General features: G+C 64.4%; 13 protein-coding genes. 7 read left to right on the top strand and 6 right to left on the bottom strand.

All coding sequences use genetic code 11. The features are described from left to right. Nucleotides 1-13 precede the first annotated feature (13 nt). Nucleotides 14-1,036: a LacI family DNA-binding transcriptional regulator gene (locus AB0O87_RS02085; RefSeq protein WP_363511266.1), complete on the bottom strand. Its 1,023-nt coding sequence runs from the start codon at nucleotides 1,034-1,036 to the stop codon at nucleotides 14-16. Nucleotides 1,037-1,092: 56 nt separating this feature from the next. Between AB0O87_RS02085 and AB0O87_RS02080 the strand changes: the two genes are divergently transcribed. Together AB0O87_RS02080 and AB0O87_RS02075 are read left to right on the top strand one after the other, a co-directional pair. Next, entirely contained in the window at nucleotides 1,093-4,101 is a 3,009-nt protein-coding gene (locus tag AB0O87_RS02080; protein WP_363511264.1) for a glycoside hydrolase family 38 C-terminal domain-containing protein, read from the top strand. A gap of 129 nt (nucleotides 4,102-4,230) precedes the next feature. Continuing rightward, nucleotides 4,231-5,787, top strand: a complete 1,557-nt coding sequence (locus tag AB0O87_RS02075; protein ID WP_363511262.1) for a DUF222 domain-containing protein — start codon at nucleotides 4,231-4,233, stop codon at nucleotides 5,785-5,787. On the opposite strand, the gene AB0O87_RS02070 is transcribed toward AB0O87_RS02075, so the two are convergent. Then, a complete protein-coding gene (locus AB0O87_RS02070) occupies nucleotides 5,741-6,328 on the bottom strand; it encodes a hypothetical protein (RefSeq protein WP_363511260.1) in 588 nt (195 codons plus the stop codon). The genes AB0O87_RS02075 and AB0O87_RS02070 overlap by 47 nt on opposite strands. A gap of 123 nt (nucleotides 6,329-6,451) precedes the next feature. On the opposite strand from AB0O87_RS02070, the gene AB0O87_RS02065 reads away from it, so the two are divergent. Continuing rightward, nucleotides 6,452-7,684, top strand: coding sequence for a glycosyltransferase (locus tag AB0O87_RS02065; protein WP_363512872.1), 1,233 nt, complete (start codon nucleotides 6,452-6,454; stop codon nucleotides 7,682-7,684). A 5-nt stretch (nucleotides 7,685-7,689) separates the two neighbouring features. Further along, nucleotides 7,690-9,054, top strand: a complete 1,365-nt coding sequence (locus tag AB0O87_RS02060) for a glycosyltransferase (protein WP_363511258.1) — start codon at nucleotides 7,690-7,692, stop codon at nucleotides 9,052-9,054. Here AB0O87_RS02060 and AB0O87_RS02055 read toward each other — a convergent pair. Then, a complete protein-coding gene (locus AB0O87_RS02055) occupies nucleotides 9,051-9,224 on the bottom strand; it encodes a hypothetical protein (RefSeq protein WP_363511256.1) in 174 nt (57 codons plus the stop codon). The genes AB0O87_RS02060 and AB0O87_RS02055 overlap by 4 nt on opposite strands. 84 nt (nucleotides 9,225-9,308) lie before the next feature. Here AB0O87_RS02055 and AB0O87_RS02050 point away from each other — a divergent pair, with 84 nt between their 5' ends. Together AB0O87_RS02050 and AB0O87_RS02045 are read left to right on the top strand one after the other, a co-directional pair. Beyond that, nucleotides 9,309-10,283, top strand: coding sequence for a helix-turn-helix domain-containing protein (locus tag AB0O87_RS02050; RefSeq protein WP_363511254.1), 975 nt, complete (start codon nucleotides 9,309-9,311; stop codon nucleotides 10,281-10,283). A 79-nt stretch (nucleotides 10,284-10,362) separates the two neighbouring features. Next, nucleotides 10,363-12,543: an AAA family ATPase gene (locus AB0O87_RS02045; protein WP_363511253.1), complete on the top strand. Its 2,181-nt coding sequence runs from the start codon at nucleotides 10,363-10,365 to the stop codon at nucleotides 12,541-12,543. A 35-nt stretch (nucleotides 12,544-12,578) separates the two neighbouring features. On the opposite strand, the gene AB0O87_RS02040 is transcribed toward AB0O87_RS02045, so the two are convergent. The 3 genes from AB0O87_RS02040 to AB0O87_RS02030 form a co-directional block, all read right to left on the bottom strand. Further along, nucleotides 12,579-14,063, bottom strand: a complete 1,485-nt coding sequence (locus AB0O87_RS02040) for a glycosyltransferase (RefSeq protein WP_363511251.1) — start codon at nucleotides 14,061-14,063, stop codon at nucleotides 12,579-12,581. Between the two features lie 92 nt (nucleotides 14,064-14,155). Then, complete coding sequence (locus AB0O87_RS02035) at nucleotides 14,156-14,743, bottom strand: nitroreductase family protein (protein WP_363511249.1); 588 nt, start codon at nucleotides 14,741-14,743, stop codon at nucleotides 14,156-14,158. Between the two features lie 99 nt (nucleotides 14,744-14,842). Further along, nucleotides 14,843-15,751, bottom strand: coding sequence for a LysR substrate-binding domain-containing protein (locus tag AB0O87_RS02030; protein WP_363511247.1), 909 nt, complete (start codon nucleotides 15,749-15,751; stop codon nucleotides 14,843-14,845). 134 nt (nucleotides 15,752-15,885) lie between these two features. Here AB0O87_RS02030 and AB0O87_RS02025 point away from each other — a divergent pair, with 134 nt between their 5' ends. Next, a complete protein-coding gene (locus tag AB0O87_RS02025) occupies nucleotides 15,886-19,395 on the top strand; it encodes a bifunctional proline dehydrogenase/L-glutamate gamma-semialdehyde dehydrogenase (RefSeq protein WP_363511245.1) in 3,510 nt (1,169 codons plus the stop codon). Nucleotides 19,396-19,517: the final 122 nt, after the last annotated feature.

The raw sequence follows: 19,517 nt of genomic DNA, 5'->3' as shown, positions 1-19,517 counted from the left end.
TCTGCGGGGGCGCCTAGCGAGCGGCCCCAGTGCTTTCGCGCACTGTGAGCCTGGGCGTCGGCCCCGAGGTACTCGATAGCGGCTCAGGGGAGTCGATCTGCGTCAGCAAAAGCTTCGTCGCGGTTTCGCCGAGTTCGAAGGTGTCGCGCGTGAGGCAAGTGAGCGATGGGCGCACGAGCCCTGCAATCACCGAGTCGTCGAAGGAGGCAAGCGAGAGCGCTTCAGGAACACCAATCCCCATTTCTTGCGTGACGCGGAGTCCCGCAACGGCCATCACGTCGTTGTCGTACACGATGGCGGTGGGGCGCTCGCTGCGGCTGAGCAGACGACGAGTGGCGTCGGCGGCACGTTCAGATGAGAAGTCGGTGATGATCGTTTCGGTGTGGATGCCGCGAGGGTCGAGCTGGTGAAGCACGCCAGCGCGCAGGGTGGTGTGCTCAAACTCGGCTGGCCCTGTGATGTACGCGATGCGCTGGTGGCCGAGGGCAACGAGATAGTCAAAAAGCGTGTGGGCGGCCTGCGCATCGTCGATCCAGACGGTCGGCGCACTGCCCTCGGCAGACGGGTGCGAACCGACGACGACGGCCTTCGCTCCCATCTGCGATAGTGCCTGCAGCCGAGGGTCGTCTTCTCTGGGGTCGATCACGATGACGCCATCGACCTGGTGCGCGCTGTGCCAGCGGCGGTACAGCGCGATTTCTTCGTCAATAGACGCGACCAGGCGCAAGTGCATGCCGACGTGAGTAGAAGAGAGCCCTGACTGGATGCCCGCGATCAGATCGGTGAAAAACGCCTCGGTGCCGAGCGTGCGCGCTGGCCGATTGACGGCCAATCCGATCACTCCGGCACGCGAGCCAACGAGCGCCCTGGCGGCTGAGCTCGGTTGCCACTGCAGATCGTGCGCAATCGCCAGAATGCGTTTGCGTGTTTCGTCACTCACTCCAGGGCGGTCATTCAGCGCAAACGAAACTGCACCCACAGAAACACCAGCGAGCCTGGCGATATCCGTGATGGTCACGCGCTTGTCTGGTGTCATAGACTCACCGTACTAGATCGTTTTAGTTGCCATGATCCACCTTTGGAGTTTGACCCATGCATGACGACACCTCACTCACCGTCGGCCGTGTGAAACGGGTGCTCGATGAGCGCATCCGACCCGCTGTCCACTCGGCATCTCTCGCTCTTAACGTAGAGGCACACGAGCTGCCAGGCGAGCCTATTGCGGCGGTGGACGGCATTGCGCTTGACTACGCACCGACGGGCATCGGCGCACCCTGGGGTGCTGCCTGGGGTACGACCTGGTTCAAACTCACCGGCCGCGTTCCAGCCGAATGGGCAGGGCGACGCGTCGAGGCGATCATTGATTTGGGCTTCGATGTAAACATGACGGGCTTCCAGTGCGAAGCCCTCGCCTACCGCTCAGGCGATGCCGGGGGTGACCCGGTGCCGGTCAAGAGCCTCAATCCGCGCAACCAGTGGGTTCCCATCGCCGAGACCGCGGCGGGCGATGAGCCGGTGGAGCTCTACCTTGAGGCCGCCTCTAACCCGGTTTTGCTCGACTATCACCCCTTCTTGCCGACGCAGGAAGGGGACATTCTCACCGCTTCGAAAGACCCGCTGTACCGGTTGCGCCGAATGGATCTGGCCGTGTTCGAGCAGGAGGTCTTCGACCTGTCGCTCGATCTTGAGGTGCTGTTCGAGTTGCAGGCAGAATTGCCGGCCACCTCCCCCCGGCGCATGCGCATTCTGCAGGCCATGGACGATGCCCTTGATGTGCTCGACCTGCAGCGCATCGTCGCGACGGCCCCAGATGCCCGCGCCCAGCTGGCAGATGTTTTGGCGGCCCCCGCAGAGGCGAGCGCACATCGTATCTCGGCGATCGGACATGCCCATATCGACTCCGCCTGGCTCTGGCCTGTGCGCGAAACGATCCGCAAGGTGGCCCGAACGACCTCGTCGATGACCTCGCTGCTGGAGGAGCAGCCGGAGTTCCAGTACGGCATGTCCAGTGCTCAGCAGTACGCCTGGATCAAGGAACACCGTCCAGAGGTGTGGGCACGCATCAAGGCCGCTGTGGCTGAAGGGCGATTCTTGCCCCTGGGTGGCATGTGGGTGGAGTCAGACACCGTGATGCCGACGGGGGAGTCGCTTGTGCGGCAGTTCTCGCACGGTCAGCGATTCTTCGAGCGGGAATTCGGCATGCGCTCGAAGGGCGTCTGGCTGCCAGACAGCTTCGGGTACTCGCCTGCGTTGCCGCAGTTGATGCGTCGTGCGGGATTCGAATGGTTCTTCACGCAGAAAATCTCCTGGAACCAGCAGAACGTGTTCCCGCACCATTCCTTCCTCTGGGAGGGCATCGATGGGTCGCAGGTATTCACGCACTTCCCCTCCATGGACACCTATAACTCTCAGTTGAGCGGTATGGAGGTTGCGAAGGCCTCGAAGCAGTTCAAAGAGAACCGTCTGAGTTCGCGGTCGATCGCGCCGGTCGGCTGGGGTGACGGTGGCGGAGGAACGACCCGCGAGATGACCGGAAAGGCCGCGCGTCTGCGCGACCTTGAAGGCAGCGCCCAGGTCGTGTGGGAGCACCCTGATGCCTTCTTCGATGCGGCGAAGGCCGAGCTTCCGAACCCCGCAGTGTGGGTGGGTGAGCTTTATCTTGAGCTGCATCGCGGAACCCTCACCAGCCAGCACGCCACCAAGGCGTTGCACCGGTGGGCAGAGCACGCGCTGATCGAGGCAGAGCTGTGGGCGGCGACGGATGCTGTGCGCACCGGTGCCGCGTACCCGCAGGCCGAGTTCGAGCGGCTGTGGCAGGCCGTGCTGTTGCATGAGTTCCACGACATCTTGCCTGGCACGTCCATCGCGTGGGTGCATCGCGAAGCCGTCGCCGTGCTTTCGGATGTGTTGTCGGATGCGAATGACCTCGCGGATGCCGCGCGTCGCTCGCTCGCGGGCGACGGCGAAAGCGTGCTGCGCTTCGAGCCGACGTCGGTGGGCGGCGGACGTGCGCTCGGGGCGGCTTTTGTCGCTGAATCCACGGCGGCTCCGGTGTCGATCGTCGAGGAAAATGGCGGCTGGCGCCTGGAGAACGAGCTCGTCTCGGTACTCGTTTCAGCGGAAGGGCTCATCGTTTCGGCCGTCGATAAGGCATCGTCTCGTGAAGCCGTCGCGGAAGGCAAAGCAGCGAACCTGTTCCAGCTGCACCAGGACTTCCCGAATATGTGGGACGCGTGGGATATCGATCGCTACTACCGCAACAGCGTCGAGAACCTCACGGCGGTGTCGTCGATCACGGCAACGGTAGTGGGCGGCGTCGCGGAGATTGTGGTCGTTCGTCCGTTCTCCGAGTCGAGCATCCGGCAGACGATCTTGCTCGCTCCCGAATCGCGCACCGTGCAGCTGCGCAACGAGATTGACTGGCACGAGACCGAGAAGCTTCTCAAGCTCGCTTTCCCGCTCGATGTGCAGGCCGCGCATACCGAGGCGGAGACCCAGTACGGCTATCAGTCCAGAGTGACGCACACGAACACGAGCTGGGAGGCCGCGAAGTTCGAGACATCGATGCACCGTTTCGTTTTGGTGCGCGAGCAGGACTTCGGTGTCGCCCTCGTAAACGACTCGATCTACGGCTATGACACCTCTCGTGAGGTGACAGACGACGCAGTCGCGACCACCGTGCGACTCTCGCTGCTGCGTGCCCCGCGTTTTCCCGACCCTGACACCGACCACGGACACCATGAGATCGAAGTGGGCTTCGTGATCGGCGCAGATGCCGCGATCGCCACTGCCGAGGGCATTCGCCTCAACTCCGTGCCCACCACCGTGCGTGGTGCGCGAGAGGTGGAGCCGCTCGTCAGCGTGCAGGGCGAAGGCATCGTGGTGTCGGCAGTGAAGCTCGCCGACGATGGATCAGGTGACGTGGTCGTGCGTGTCTACGAAGCACTCGGGCGACGAGTGGCCGGGGCGTTGACGGCGGACTTTGCGCACCAAGAGGTGCGGGAGGTCAGCCTGATCGAAGACGATATCGACGGTGCGCGAATCGGCGGGGAGCTGCGGTTGCGTCCGTTTGAGGTGCGCACCCTCCGTATCGTTCGCTAAGGCACGAGGAGTCTCGCTGCTCGGCGCGTTTGTGGAGGACGAGTGGGTTCTTTCGCGTGTGCTGGAATATTGCTCTGAGCTGGGGTTATTGGGGTGGGAATGTCGGTGGCCCCGTGTTGACTGAGGGGTATGAGCAACCCGGTGCAGCTTCTTGAGAAGGTCTCTTCTGACCTTGATGTGGTGTTGCGTTCCGACGTAGTTGCCGGGTTGTCGGTGACGGCGAAAATGGAGCTTTTACGCGCGGCCGGTGAGGTGCAACGTCGCGTGGAGGCGGTCATCGTTGAGACGGTGGCGTCGGTAGATGTGCGTCCTGCAGGGTCGGGTGAAGCTGGTTTCTGCGGGCTGTTTGGCTGCCGGAGCGTCGGCGAGTTGTTGCAACGGGTGTTGCGAGTCGATGCAGCCGGTGCGGGTCGGGTAGTGAAAGCTGCGAAAGCAGTGCGCCGTGAGATCTGTATTTCTTCTGGGGAGTGGTTGCCGGCGCGGTGGCCTGCCCTGCGGGCGGCGATGGTCGATGGTGTTGTCGGGGTCACGGGTGTGTTGGCGGCGATCGGGCCTGTGGAGCAGGCCGGGGCCCGGGTCCGTGTCGAGGACCGGTTACGGGCCGACGCGGAACTTGCCGCGCATGCGCGGGGGCTTGTTGCAGACCTCGACGCTGCAGAAGATGACCCGAATAGTGGTGCAGAGGTGGGGCCGGTGGCGACGCCGGAAGATTTGCGGGTGTTGTCGTTGGTGATCGTGCAATACCTGGACCCTGACGGGGCAGAACCTGCCGAAGACATTGCGATGCGTGCCCGCGGGATCGTGCTCGGACGCGCCAAAGACGGTGTCATCCCGATCAGGGGTGGACTACTCCCAGAGACGGCGGGGCAGTTGCAACGCATCTTCGACGCGTACTTGAACCCCAAAGTCGACGGACCCCCACTCCCCGGGGTGGTGTTCCACCCCACCGACGACACGGACGACACAGACGGCGCAGGCGCCGGGTTGTTGCCTGAAGGCGATCCAGGACACATGGTTGACCCGCGTAGTCGTGCACAGAAACAGCACGACACGCTCGCGGCAGCACTCGGGATCGCGGCCCGACATGACGACATGCCCCGACTGGGTGGTGCGGCCCCGACCCTGATCGTGTCGGTGACCGCAGAAGACTACGCCGCGAACTCCGGCTGGGCACACATCGACGGCATCGACACCCCCGTCCCTGTGCGCACCGCCGCCCACACCGCCTGCGCCGGCGGAGTGCAACGAGTGCTATTCGACCCCGCAGGACGCATCATCGGCATCAGCACCACCGACCGCATCTTCACTGCCCACCAACGCCGTGCGATCACCCTCCGCGACCACACATGCCTCATCCCCGGATGCCACGTCCCGGCCACCTGGTGCGAAATCCACCACGTCACCGAACACACCAACAACGGCCCCACCCACACCGACAACGGCGTCGCCCTCTGCTGGCACCACCACCGCACCCTCGACACCAGCGGATGGCACATCCGCATGAAACACGGCATCCCCCAAATCCAAGGACCCGGATGGTGGGACCCCACCCACAAATGGCGCACACCCACACGCACGTCCAGACGCACACCCGCACGCCGGGTGATGGTCGGGGATGAGGGCGGCAGCGACGTGTCGTCTAGGCCGGATCGATCCGCAGCACGTCGGGCGACTCTCCACCGGTGACGTCGTCGGCGATGCGGATGCTGCGCGCGAGATCGTCAAGAGCTCCGGTCAATGTGCCGAACCGTTCCTTGTCGTTGCATACTGCCGTCAGCGTCACCAAGTGCGTCCCTGTGTCCCAGGTGTAGGTAGCAAATGGCGGGGAAGCGGGGGAGGGTGGCATTGGTACGAGCAACTTCTCACCAGCCCCCAGGCGAGTGGGGAACGACTCCGTGTCGTCATAGTCCATGGGCAGAGAAGCCCGCGCGATGCGCACCTCAGGCGTCAGCTCTTGCGCCGTCGCCATCGCCACAATCAGCTCCGGCTCGGCCTTCCACGTCCACACCAAAACGCGACCGGCCGCTTTTTTCATCAGCATCGGAGCCGCCTGGCTCATCGCCCACGCGCCGAACCGTGAGCCGGGCCGCTCGGTCGCTCCCACTGCGGCATTGACCTGGCCGAGAAGCATGCGAATGGCAGCCTTGCGGTGGCGGCGTCCCTTCCAGCCCAACGATTCCGTCACAGGAATCCATAGCTGAGGATCGGCGTCGGCAGTCAGTCGCATGGGTCAACGCTAACGTCTGCGGCTGTGGGATGCCGGTACGCCTCAGTGGGCCGCGCTGACTGCTCGGGTAGAGTTACCAGCGCCCGAACAGGGCTTCCCTTGGCAGCCACATCGTAAGGCAACATATCTGTGACCTCCTCTGACGATTCGATCGATCCGTCGAGCGGCCCCGCCGCGGATCACGCGCACCGCCCGTTGAAGATCCTGCTCGGCTGCGACACGTTTGCTCCAGACATCAACGGCGCGGCGCGCTTCGCTGAACGCCTCGCCGCAGGCCTCGTGCAGCGCGGCCACGACGTGCACGTCGTGGCCCCCAACCAGGCCTACCGCCGTGCCCAACCGCGCACCGAGGTCATTGAAGGTGAGCCGATGACCCTTCACCGGCTTCCGTCAGTGCGCTGGGCGCCGCACGATTGGTTGCGGTTTGTGTGGCCGTGGCGTTCCAAGTTCTACGCTCGTCAGGTGCTCGACTCCGTGCAACCAGACATCGTGCACATTCAGTCGCACATTCTGATCGGTCGCGGACTCGCCCGCATCGCCCATGAGCGCGGCATCCCTGTGGTCGCTACGAACCATGTCATGGCCGAGAACATCATCGACCACAGCATGTTCCCGAACTTCGTCGACGAAATGATCTTGAAGTGGGCGTGGGGTGACGCCAAGCGCACCTTTGATCTGACGCGCGCCGTCACGACGCCCACCCGTCGCGCAGCCGACTTTCTTGAAAAGACCGTCGAAGTGCACGGTGTCATCCCCATCAGCTGCGGTATCGACCGAGCGCAGTACTCGCCAGTCGTCGCCCCGCGCGACAAGAACCGCATCATCTTTGTGGGAAGACTCACCGCTGAGAAGCAGGTCGAGGTCATCCTCAAAGCCATGACGAAGCTTGACCCCGCTCTGAACGCCACGTTCGACATCGTCGGCGGGGGCGACCAGCGCAAGCAACTGGAGAACCTCTCGGTGCAGCTCGGACTCGCAGACCGCGTGACCTTCCACGGTCGCACGAGCGACGAAGAGCTTCGGGCACTGCTGTCCCGCGCCAGCCTGTTCGTCATCGCCTCGATCGCCGAACTGCAGTCCATCGCCACAATGGAGGCGATGGCTTCGGCACTACCCATCGTGGCGGCGGATGCCGTTGCGCTCCCACACCTGGTGCACGACGGTGAAAACGGATACCTCTTTGAACCGGGCAACGCAGATGTACTCGCCGCGCGCCTGACAGATGTACTCACCGCGTCCCCCGAGGCATACGAGCAGATGCAACGCGCCTCGCTCGACGGCGTCGCGATTCACGACATCAACCGCACGCTCGATACCTTCGAGGCGTTGTACCGCGACGAGCCACTGCCCGAGTAGTCGCCATGCACATCGTGTTCTTCGGTGATCAGCACCTCGACTCCCTCGGCGGGGCGCAGGTGTCGATGAGGCTTCAGCGCGAATTTCTTGAGCGTGCGGGGCACATCGTCACCGTGGTGGCGCCGAAGATGCACGGGGCGGACGCTTCGACAGGCTCAGCGACCCAGCAGGGAGGCTCAGCGACCCGAGGGGGAGGCTCAGCGACCCGAGGGGCGGACGCTTCGACAGGCTCAGCGACCCGAGGGGGGGACGCTTCGACAGGCTCAGCGACCGGGGGAGGGTCAGCGACCGGGGGCGCGGGGGCGTATGTTGATCTGCCTTCGATGCCGATCACGGTGGATCGCGAATACTCGATGAGCTGGCCGGGGCGAGGCACTGACCGCCTCCTCGACCGGGAGATGACCAGACGACCCCCGGTCGACCTCGTGCACGTGCAGGCAGATTTTTGGGGCGCGTTCATCGGTCACCGGTATGCGCAACGCCACGGCATCCCGGTCGTTCACACCATGCATAACCGTGTCGATGTGGGGATCGCCGCCGTCACGCCACTGCACCGACCAGTGTTGGCAGCATTGAACGCCTGGCGCCGCGTGGCCCTGCACGGTATCGGATCCCCGGTGCCCGGCAGTGACGGGTGGTCTTTTCTCCGCGGTCTCGCCGCTGGAGCATCCGCGGTCACTGCTCCCTCGACACACTTCGCGCGCCGCCTCGAACAGCACGGCGTCTACCCGCACGTCGACGTGATCTGGAACGGGATCGACGACGACGTGCGCGACCAGACCCTCGCGGCGAGGTCAACAGTGCGCGAACCTGGGCGGCCACGCTTCATCTGGCTTGGCCGCATGAGTCCCGAAAAGCGGCTACTGCCCTTTCTGGAGGCGTTTGTAGCCTCCGGGGTCGACGCAGACCTTGAGATTATCGGCGGCGGCGCGCAACGCGCTGCGGCGGAGAAGATCGTCAGCGGCACGAGCGGCGTGCGCTTCGCTGGACGACTGACCTACCCGCAGACGCTGGCGCGGATCGCCGCGGCAGATGCCCTCGTGCAGACATCAATCGGCTTCGAGACCCAGGGGATGACCCCTTTCGAGGCAGCGACCCTCGGAACACCCTCGGTAATCTGCGACCCTGACATTGCTGCAGAGCTGGGCGGCGGGCTCTGGGCGGTGCCAGAAGCCGATTCCGCAGTGAGCGGCCGCGAACGTGAATCGCAACGGCAGCAAGCGCTTGTCGCTACGCTGCAGCGCGCGGCAGCAGAGATCGCGAGTGGCACAGCGCCGACGCCGCTCCCCGAGGTGGCGGAAGCGTTCCGGCAGTCGTCGCGCACGACGGCCATGATCGAGGTGTACGAGCGCGTTCTCGCCGCGCACTAGCGGTAGCCGTGCATTGACTCCGCGCGCTGGGTGGCGTTGCGGTCACTCACCCGATCACTGACCCGGCTCCAATCGGTGGGCGTTTGACGGTAGCCGTCGCGCCGCACTTCGACGAGCGTAGAGATGGTGGCCCAGGCGGTGAGGGCGAAGAGAGCAATGAGGAGTACCATGGCAGAAACGCTACGTTCGACGTAAACCTGCCACGAGGTGTCTGAGAGACTTCGAGCGTCGAAAAACTGCCATTGGGGGTAGGGGTGAAAACGGTCGCTTGTGTGATCCAAGAGGGGTTCGCGCCGTTCGAGTTTGGTGTCGCGTGCGAGGCCTTCGGGCTTGATCGTGCTGCCCAGGGCGTGCCGAACTTCGACTTCCGGGTGGTTGCCCCGCGAGCCGGCGTCGTGACGTCGAACATCGGGTTCTCGGTGAATGTCGAACACGACCTCACCTTCGCCTATGAGGCTGATTTGGTGGTGTTCTGCCCCATTCCGCGAGGAAGCTGGACAGGCGTCAATCCGCTCGTCATTGATGTGGCAAAAGACGCGGTCTCTCGCGGTGCGTGGGTGCTGAGCGTGTGCAGTGGTGCATTCATCCTTGCGGCGGCTGGAGTGCTCGATGGTCGGCGAGCGACCACGCACTGGCTGTATGCAGACACGCTGGAGGCGATGTATCCGCAGATCGAGATCGACCCGAATGTGCTTTTTGTGCAAGACGGCAAGATCGTCACCAGCGCGGGAACCGCCGCGGGCATTGATGCGTGTCTGCATCTGCTGCGACAAGAGGTGGGCGCAGAGCTCACCAATCGCATCGCCCGAAGAATGGTGGTGCCGCCGCAGCGCGATGGCGGGCAGGCGCAGTTCATCGACCGCCCGCTTCCCGTCGCCGCCGCAAACCCGCTCGCCGTGGTTGCAGAGTGGGCGGTCGAGCACCTCCGCGAAGAGCTGGGGGTCGATCAGTTGGCGGCCAGGGCACTGATGTCGCCGCGAACGTTCGCTCGCAGGTTCAGGGCAGAGTACGGCGCGACTCCCGCCGCATGGCTGGCGCGGCAGCGCATCATCCATGCGCAGCGCATGTTGGAGCACACTGATCTGCCGCTCGATCACATCGCTGACGAATGCGGGTTTGGATCTGCGGCAGTCTTGCGGCAGAACTTCGCGAGAGTGCTCGGGGTCACGCCCACTGCCTATCGTGCACGATTCTCGTGCGCCGAAGTCGCGACAGTGGGTGCGGGTTAGGCGGCACCATCTGGGCAGGTGGGTGGTAAACTTGAGTCAACACCACTCAACTTTGAAGGAGTATCTCCAGGAGGAGCGCATGGCAAACCCGCAGACCGGATCCCAGAACCAAGATCAGCAGTCCGCCCTTGAACAGTTCGGCATCAACCTCACCGACCGTGCCCGTCAGGGCAAGCTTGACCCGGTGATCGGGCGCGACAGCGAAATTCGGCGCGTTAGTCAGGTTCTTACCCGCCGCACGAAGAATAACCCCGTGCTGATTGGCGAGCCAGGCGTCGGCAAGACTGCCGTTGTCGAAGGTCTCGCTCAGCGCATTGTGGCGGGCGATGTCGCTGAATCCCTCAAAGGTAAAGAGCTGATCACCCTCGACATCTCCGCCCTGGTGGCTGGTGCGATGTACCGAGGGCAGTTCGAGGAACGCCTCAAGCAGGTGCTCAAAGAGATCACCGACTCTGACGGGCGGATCATCACATTCATCGACGAGTTGCACGTGCTGATGGGTGCTGGCGGTGGAGAAGGATCCGTGGCGGCCTCCAACATGCTCAAGCCGATGCTGGCCCGTGGTGAGCTGCGGCTGATTGGCGCGACCACACTGAATGAGTACCGCGAGTTCATCGAAAAAGATGCCGCGCTCGAGCGCCGGTTCCAGCAGGTGTATGTGGGCGAGCCGACTGTCGAAGACACCATCGCCATTCTGCGCGGGCTCAAGGGGCGCTACGAAGCGCACCACGGAGTCACGATTTCGGATAGCGCGTTGGTCGCGGCGGCGGCGTTGTCGAACCGCTACCTGCCAGCGCGCCAGCTTCCAGACAAGGCGATCGACCTGATCGACGAGTCGATGTCGCGACTCAAGATGGAGATCGACTCCTCGCCTGTCGAGATCGACCAACTCAAGCGTCAAGTTGACCGCATGAAGCTGGAAGAGCTCGCGCTCAAGCGCGAGAAAGACGCCGCTTCCAAGGAGCGCCTGAGCGTTTTGCGCGAGCAGCTCGTCGGAATGGAAGCGCAGCTCGCCGAACTCGAAGCCAGGTGGGCGCGCGAGCGGCAGAGCCTCAACCGCGTCGGAGACTTGAAGAAGAAGCTCGACGATGCGGTCACTCAGCGGGACCTTGCCATGCGCAACGCCGACTACACGAAGGCATCGAAGCTGGAGTACGAGACGATCAAGCGCCTGGAGCGCGACATCGCCGAGGCTGAGCAGGCTGAGGCAGCCACTCCAGCCGAACCCCGCATGGTGAATGAGCAAGTGACGGACGAAGATATCGCCGCGGTGATCGCCGCCTGGACAGGTATCCCGGTCGGTCGACTTCTTCAGGGGGAGAGTGAGAAGCTGCTGCACCTCGAGAAAGAGTTGGGCAAGCGTCTCATCGGGCAGAAAGACGCCGTCGGAGCTGTCTCTGACGCGGTACGCCGTTCGCGAGCAGGGATCAGCGACCCTGGTCGGCCCACCGGCTCGTTCCTGTTTCTGGGACCCACCGGTGTGGGCAAGACCGAGCTGGCGAAGGCACTTGCCGACTTCCTCTTTGATGATGAGCGTGCGATGGTGCGCATCGACATGTCCGAATATGGCGAGAAGCACTCGGTTTCTCGGCTGGTTGGTGCCCCTCCCGGGTATGTCGGCTATGAGCAGGGCGGTCAGTTGACTGAGGCAGTGCGGCGTCGTCCGTACAGCGTGATCCTGCTCGATGAAGTCGAGAAGGCGCACCCAGAGGTGTTCGACGTGCTGCTGCAGGTGCTCGATGACGGGCGGCTGACCGATGGGCAGGGGCGTACGGTCGACTTCTCGAACGTGATCTTGATCCTCACATCGAACCTCGGCTCGCCCATCCTGATCGACCCGGTGCTGTCCCCTGACGAAAAGCATGAGCAGGTAATGACGCTCGTGCGGCAGGCGTTCCGCCCGGAATTCTTGAACCGACTCGACGACATCGTGCTGTTCGCGCCGCTCAGTCAAGATGACCTCGCGCAGATCGTCGAACTGTCGATCGACCAGCTGCATGATCGTCTGAAAGACCGCAGGCTCACCCTTGCGGTCACGCCTGATGCGCGGTCCTGGCTGGCAGAGCGTGGGTACGATCCGATGTTCGGCGCGCGTCCGCTACGCCGCCTCATCCAAAGCGAGGTGCAGAACAAGCTGGCGACGGCGTTGCTCTCCGGCAGCGTGCACGACGGAGACACCGTGCGCGTCGACCTGGCAGTCGACGGCGCTGGCCTTGCCCTCACCTCGGCGACGCCTGAGCCTGACAACGGCGACGCCTGAGTCTGACGACGGCGCCGGAGCGGGAGCGGGAGGGGTCAGCGTCCCAGGGCCCAGAGGATCCGGCGTCGCACGATCCCCGCTCGCCGCCGCGCTTGCACGGTGAGCGGGTGGTCGCGCGCGGTATCGAGTATCTTCGCGTCGTACACGGAGCGCAGCTCGCGCGACCAGCGGCGCGTGATCGCCTCATCGGAGAACTCGGCCGCACGCGCGATCGCGCGACGTCGCATCGCCTCGACGGATGCAGGGGGCATCTGCTGCAGTTCGAGTATTCGTTTAGCCAGCGTCGAGACGTCGCCGTTGAGGACGAGAAAACCGTCGGCCCCGTCGGTGATCATGTCGGCTGGACCGTAGTGAATGTCATACGCCAAGGGGATGCACCCGGCGGCCATACTTTCGACGAGTACGAGCGGAAGGCCTTCGGAAGTTGAGGTGAGCAGACTGAAGCTCGCCGTCCCGAATGCCGAGCGTGCGGCGGCATCGTACCCACGCAGGTGCACGTAGTCCTCAGCCTGGAGTTCGTGCACCTGCTGGCGCAATGACGCCTCTTCTGGCCCTTCGCCAATGATGTCTACGTTGATGCGAGGGTCGGCGGAGTGAGCATGATCGATGGCCTGCACCGCATGCTCGAGGCGCTTTCGTTCGCTGAGGGAGGCGACGACGACGCCCTGCGCCGAGTCGCGTACGACGCTGCCCGGTGGCGGCAAGACAACGGCATTAGGGATTGTGCGGATCCGCGCCTGAACGCCCAGCGCGGCCAGATCTTCAGTGAGGTCAGCGCGCTGTCGTGGGGTGAGGACGACGATCTGATCGAAGTCGCCAGCGCGGCGCAGAACTGACGCGCGTGAGGCGCGCAGTGACCCTGGTGCCCCACCCACTCTGTGTGACGCGTGGACGATGTGGACCGTGGTGACGTTTTCTCGTCGATAGCCGGCCACCGACCTCGCGGCAGTCTTCGAGTCGACCAGGAGAAAGCTGGGCTTGCCGCCGGTCAGGCGATCCAACCACCAGCGATACAGCCCCCAGGTTGTCCGCCAGCTTCGTAGAGGCGTGCCATCGGCGGTGTAGAGCACGATCTTTTGCTCTTCCCCGTCGCGCTCGGTGGCCAGAAGTGATCCGTCGCGGCGGAATCGGTCAACAGCCAGCCGACCGTCGATGTGACGGGCCCGGCTCAGCACCGTTCCTTCGTGCATGGCGACGACGTCGTGCTCCTGCGGGACCAACAGCGTGTGTGCGGTGGGCGATGCGCCGCGCGCACGGGGAAGCTGCTGACGCAGCTCATCCCACAGGTTCAGAATGCGCAGTCCCTCGATGAGAACGCCCGTTTCTTGTAGGCGTGCCGCGTGTTCCGGGTAGTCGGGACGATCATCGAGGGTGAGGATGTCGACGTTGACCCCGCCGACCCGGCGAAAGGCGCGCGAACGGTGCAGCAGTGCCCCCGTCATTCCGCCGTGCTGATCGGCGATCCCCCAGGTGAGGGCGAAGTGTCGAGCAGCGGGGAGTCGAGCAGGAGAGCGGAGCATCGCGCGTAACAGTAGGCAGGCAGTGTGTGAGTTGCCTGAGTGTCGATCACGCGTTCGTTCGCGCGCCTCTGTGGAGACGTGTCTCCGGCGCTTTAGGCGCTGAGAATGACAGTTTCGGCCATCGGGCGGCGCACGCGTGGGGCGGTTTCGCGCTCGCGAAGAGCGTCGGAAAGGGCGTCGATGTCGCCCAGCTCACCCACGGCAAGAACGGTCGCGGCAGTGAAGCGTGGTTCCAGGTCGGCAAACTCGCGCACGACCTCAGGATCGAAGCCGCTCATCTGGTGCACCACAAGGCCATCGTGGTGTGCCTGCACGGAGAAGTGTGCAACAGCCTGGCCAACGTCGTACAGAGCGTGCGGGATCGGCGTGCCCTCGGCGGTGGCCGTCTCGGCAACCGCGACGACCAGCACTGCCGCGCTACCGGCCCAGGTCTGGTTGAAGCCGATCAGCGAGTCCACGATCTGGGCGTGCAGGGCGGTGTCGCGGCGGGCGATGATGAACCGCCAAGGCTGCTGGTTGTAGGCAGAGGGGCTCCAGCGTGCTGCCTCGAGGGCGGTGGCGAGCTTGGCCTCGTCGATGGGGTTCTGGTTGTTGAAGGCGCGGGGGCTCCAGCGTGCTGCCAGCACGTCGATCACGGGATGTTCGGTAGGGGCGGTGCGATCGATGACGGGATTGCTCACGGAAGTGCCTTTCGAAAATCAGGTCAGACCATCGGTCCAGGTACTCCGGGGCAAACCCTGGTGCCCGCGGTGCTATTCCTGATGCAGGCAAAGAGATTGCTAGTCCGGCAGATTGTCGGAGGCGGCGGACGTGAGTGCGCTGCGGACGGCCCTGATTGACGGTGCGGCCACAGACACCCGTCTTGTGGAGGAGAAGATCTCTCTGCGCGGCGCCGATGGCAACGGTGACAGCGTGACGGTCGGCGTCTCGCCTGCCCAGACGAGTTCTGGCAACAGGCCAACAGCGAGACCGGCCCTGATCAGACGAACGTGCGCCGTGAGGTCGGCGACTTCGAAGCGCACATCCGGCTCGAACCCGGCGGTGCGGCATAGCTGCTCTGCCCACGCTCTGGAGGCCGTACCCGCAGGCTCCAGCACCCATGGCTCTTCGCGTGTTGCCCACAGCGCTGCGGCAGCATCCGAGATCTCCGGTGTGCCAGGACGGGTCGCGAGCGCGATGGTGTCTTTGGCCAGTGCCATCCGGTCAAGGTCAGCGTGGATCGGGCGGGTGTGTCCGGGGTACTGCTCCGCGAGAATCAGATCGAAGTCGCGGCTGGACACCCCGATAAGGCCCGTCTCAGGGTCGCACTCTGTGACCTCCACCCGCAGCGCCGGATGCTCGACCTTGAGGCTGGCGAGTGCACGGGGAAGCAACGAGTGCGCGGCGGACTGAAACACTGCGATGCGCACGGTTCCGGTGACTTCCGTGAGCGACTCGGCCACGGCGACCCTCGCGTGCTCAAGCTGATCGAGGATACCGATCGCCTGCCGGACCAGCACATTTCCCTGAGGGGTGAACTGTACTCCGCGGCCGACTCGACGCAGCAGTGGCACCCCCACATCTCGTTCCAGTGCGCTGAGCTGCTGCGACACAGAAGCCTTGCTGTACGAGAGCGCATCGGCCACGGCAGACAGCGTTCCGCGGCGAGAAAGCTCCACCAGCATCCGCAAGCGATTGACGTCGAGCACGCGCATTCCGTTCGTTCGGTTTGAGTGAACAGAATCCACTCGAATCGGTTGATAGACGGAGCCTACCGAGCGGCAGGAAAATGAACCAGCCGCACACGAAAACCTGATGTGCGCATCCCGGAAGGTTCCCGACTATGACTGTCATCGACGACACCACCCCCCGCGCCGAAAACGTGGCAGCACTCGTGCAACGCTGGCTTGCTGAAAGTGAGACCTATCCGGTCGAGCCAGCCGCTCAGCGCCTGTCTGAAGTGCTGAAAGATCCGAACGGCCTGGCGTTCACTGTGGGCTTTGTCGATGGGGTGATGCGTCCAGAAGACCTGCGTGTAGCCGGACGCCAGCTCGCCGAGCTGAGCGACATTACCCCCGGCCTGCTTCCGGGGTACCTGCGCGCCGCGATCAAGACCGGCGGCTTCTGGGCCCCGAAGCTCCCCGGCGTTGTGGTGCCGATTGCGCGCCGTGTGCTGCGCGAAATGGTCGGCCACCTCGTGCTCGACGCGACGCCGTCGAAGCTCGGACCAGCCATCGCCAAACTCCGCAAGAGCGGAAACCGCCTCAACCTCAACCTCCTCGGCGAGGCAGTGCTCGGCGAGCGCGAAGCAGGACACCGTCTGCAGGGCACCCGCGACTTCCTGGCCCGCGATGACGTCGACTACGTCTCAGTCAAAGTTTCTAGCGTCGTCAGCCAGCTGTCGATGTGGTCGTTCGATGAGGCCGTCACCGATGTTGTCGCCAAACTCACCCCGCTCTACAAGCTCGCCGCGGCGGCTGAAGCGAAGGGTAAAGCGAAGTTCATCAACCTCGACATGGAGGAATTCCGCGACCTCGACCTCACAATCGCGGCGTTCACGAGCATCCTCGATCAGCCGGGCCTTGAAAAGCTTGAGGCAGGCATCGTGCTGCAGGCTTACCTGCCAGATGCGCTCGGAGCGATGCAGTACCTGCAGGAATGGGCAACCGCACGGCGTGCGAAGGGCGGAGCGCCGATCAAGGTGCGCGTCGTCAAGGGTGCCAACCTCGCGATGGAAGAAGTAGACGCCGCGATCCACGGGTGGCCACTTGCCACCTACAACACCAAGCAAGACTCCGACACCAACTACAAGCGCGTGCTCGACTGGGCGATGACCCCGGAGCGTTTGGATGCGGTGCGCATCGGCGTCGCCGGACACAACCTGTTCGACATCGCCTACACGTGGTTGCTCGCGAAGGCGCGTGGGGTTGCTGGCCCTTCGACAAGCTCAGGGGCCAATGGGGGCTCAGGGACCAACGGGGGCTCGGGGGCACCTTTGGTGGAGTACGAGATGCTGTTGGGGATGGCGACGGGACAGGCTGAAGCCGTCCGCAAAGATGTTGGTCGCCTGCTGCTCTACACACCGGTCGTCAACCCGGCCGAATTCGACGTCGCGATCGCCTACCTGGTGCGCCGGTTGGAAGAGAACGCCAGCCCAGAGAACTTCATGTCTGCGGTCTTCGAGCTCGCCTCAAACCCGACGCTCCTCACGCGTGAGCGTGAGCGCTTCGAGCGGTCGCTTCTCGGGCTGGCTGACGACGACCCGCAGCGTCCACCGGCATCGCACCGCGTGCAGGATCGCACCGCGGAGGTGCAGGTAGGCACGACCACCGGGTTCGAGAACCAGGCAGATACCGATCCGGCCATCGCCGCCAACCGGGCGTGGGGTCGCGAGATTCTGGCGCGCTCCGTCAATTCAACGCTTGGCCTCGATGCGATTGCGAACGCCAAGGTCGAGACCGATGAAGAACTCGACGGCATCTTCTCCGCCGCCACCGCCGCCGCCGAGAAGTGGGCGGCACTTCCCGCCTCCGACCGCGCAGCCGTGCTGCACCGTGCAGGCGATGAGCTCGCTGCGCGACGCGGTCAGCTCCTCGAGATCATGGCCAACGAGGCAGGCAAAACCATCGCCGAGGGTGATCCTGAGGTGAGCGAAGCGATCGATTTTGCGCACTACTACGCGGAGCGTGCCAAAGACCTCGAAGCTATTGCTGGTGCGGAGTTCGTGCCGTCGAAGGTCACAGTGGTCACCCCGCCGTGGAACTTCCCCGTCGCAATCCCCACGGGTGGTGTGCTGGCAGGGTTGGCCTCTGGCTCAGCCGTCATCATCAAGCCTGCCAAACTCACCCAGCGCTGCGGTGCCGTGATGGTCGAGGCGCTGTGGGCTGCAGGCGTGCCGCGCGACCTGCTGGTTCTTGTCGATCTTGCTTCGCGCGATCTGGGTACGCGTCTGGTTTCCGCTCCGTCGGTCGACCGCGTGATTCTGACAGGTGCGTACGAGACGGCGCAGCTGTTCCGTTCGTTCCGCTCCGACCTGCCGCTGCTGGCGGAGACCAGCGGAAAGAACGCGGTGATCGTCACACCGTCTGCCGACCTCGACCTCGCCGCCGCCGATGTCGCCAAGAGCGCGTTTGGGCACGCAGGACAGAAGTGTTCCGCGGCATCTTTGGTGATCCTCGTCGGATCAGTCGCCGAGTCGAAGCGCTTCGAGCGTCAACTTGTCGATGCCGTGACCTCGCTGCGCGTGGGGTTGCCCGATGACCCAGCCACGCAGATGGGCCCGCTCGTTGAGCCGGCAAACGGCAAGCTCCTCAGTGCCCTGACGAAGCTCGACAAGGGGGAGCGCTGGCTGGTCGAGCCGCGCAAGCTCGACGAGGAGGGGCGCCAGTGGACGCCGGGGGTGAAGACCGGTGTGCGCGAAGGCTCGTACTTCCACCTCACGGAGTTCTTCGGTCCGGTGCTCGGCATCATGCATGCCAAGGACTTGGATGAAGCGCTGCGCCTACAGAACGCGGTTGACTACGGCCTCACCGCCGGGGTGCACTCGCTGGATGCCGCCGAAATCGCGACCTGGCTTGATCGGGTCGAGGCCGGAAACCTCTACGTGAACCGCGGCATCACCGGCGCGATCGTGCAGCGTCAGCCGTTTGGTGGCTGGAAGCGCTCCGCGGTCGGTGCGGGGACGAAGGCCGGCGGTCCGAACTATCTCTTTGGTCTCGGCGAGTGGGTTCCTGCAGAGCTTCCTGCCGTCGCTTCTGGGGCAGCAGTCGCGCCGCAGGTCCGTGCGTTGTTGGCGGCAGCCGAGCCCGAAATCGATGCGGTGGAAGCTGACTGGTTGCAGCGTGCGGCGGCTTCTGACGAGCGCGCCTGGGTAGACGAGTTCGGTGCAGTCAGCGACAAGTCGGGCCTCGGTGCGGAGCGCAACATCTTCCGCTACCGGCCGGTGGCCATCGACGTGCGCATCGCCGAAGGTGCACCGCTGGTCGACGGAATCCGCGTGTTGGCGACGGCATTGCGCAGTGGCAGTCCGTTCACGGTGTCGGCTCCGGCGTTGCCTTCGCGCGTCGAGAAGGCGTTGCGTACGCACGGCATCACGGTGAAGCACGAGTCAGATGCCGCGTGGATGAAGCGTTACGCCAAGGGTGTTCGCACCTGGCACCGCGTGCGTCTCGTCGGCGGCGATGCCACTGCACTGCACGAGGCGCTCGACGGCAGCCCCGATGTCGCCGTCTGGTCCCACGCTGTCACGGGCGCCGGCCGTGTCGAAATGCTTCCCTTCCTGCACGAGCAAGCCGTCTCGATCACCAACCACCGTTTCGGCAACCCCACCACGCTCTCCGCCCCCCTGATCTAGCCCCCGCGTCCCCCCCCCGCGTCCCCCCCCACCCCCGTCCCCCACCCCACATATCGTCGAGACCCCGCGTTCGCGTCGAGACCCCCTGCTACCAGCACAGGTAGCAGGGGGTCTCGACGTTA

This window comes from Microbacterium sp. NPDC076768 (genome assembly GCF_040687205.1).
In the GTDB taxonomy this organism is placed as follows: domain Bacteria; phylum Actinomycetota; class Actinomycetes; order Actinomycetales; family Microbacteriaceae; genus Microbacterium.
The sequence above is the reverse complement of the archived record's forward strand: the minus strand, read 5'-3'. Positions and strand labels throughout refer to the sequence as shown.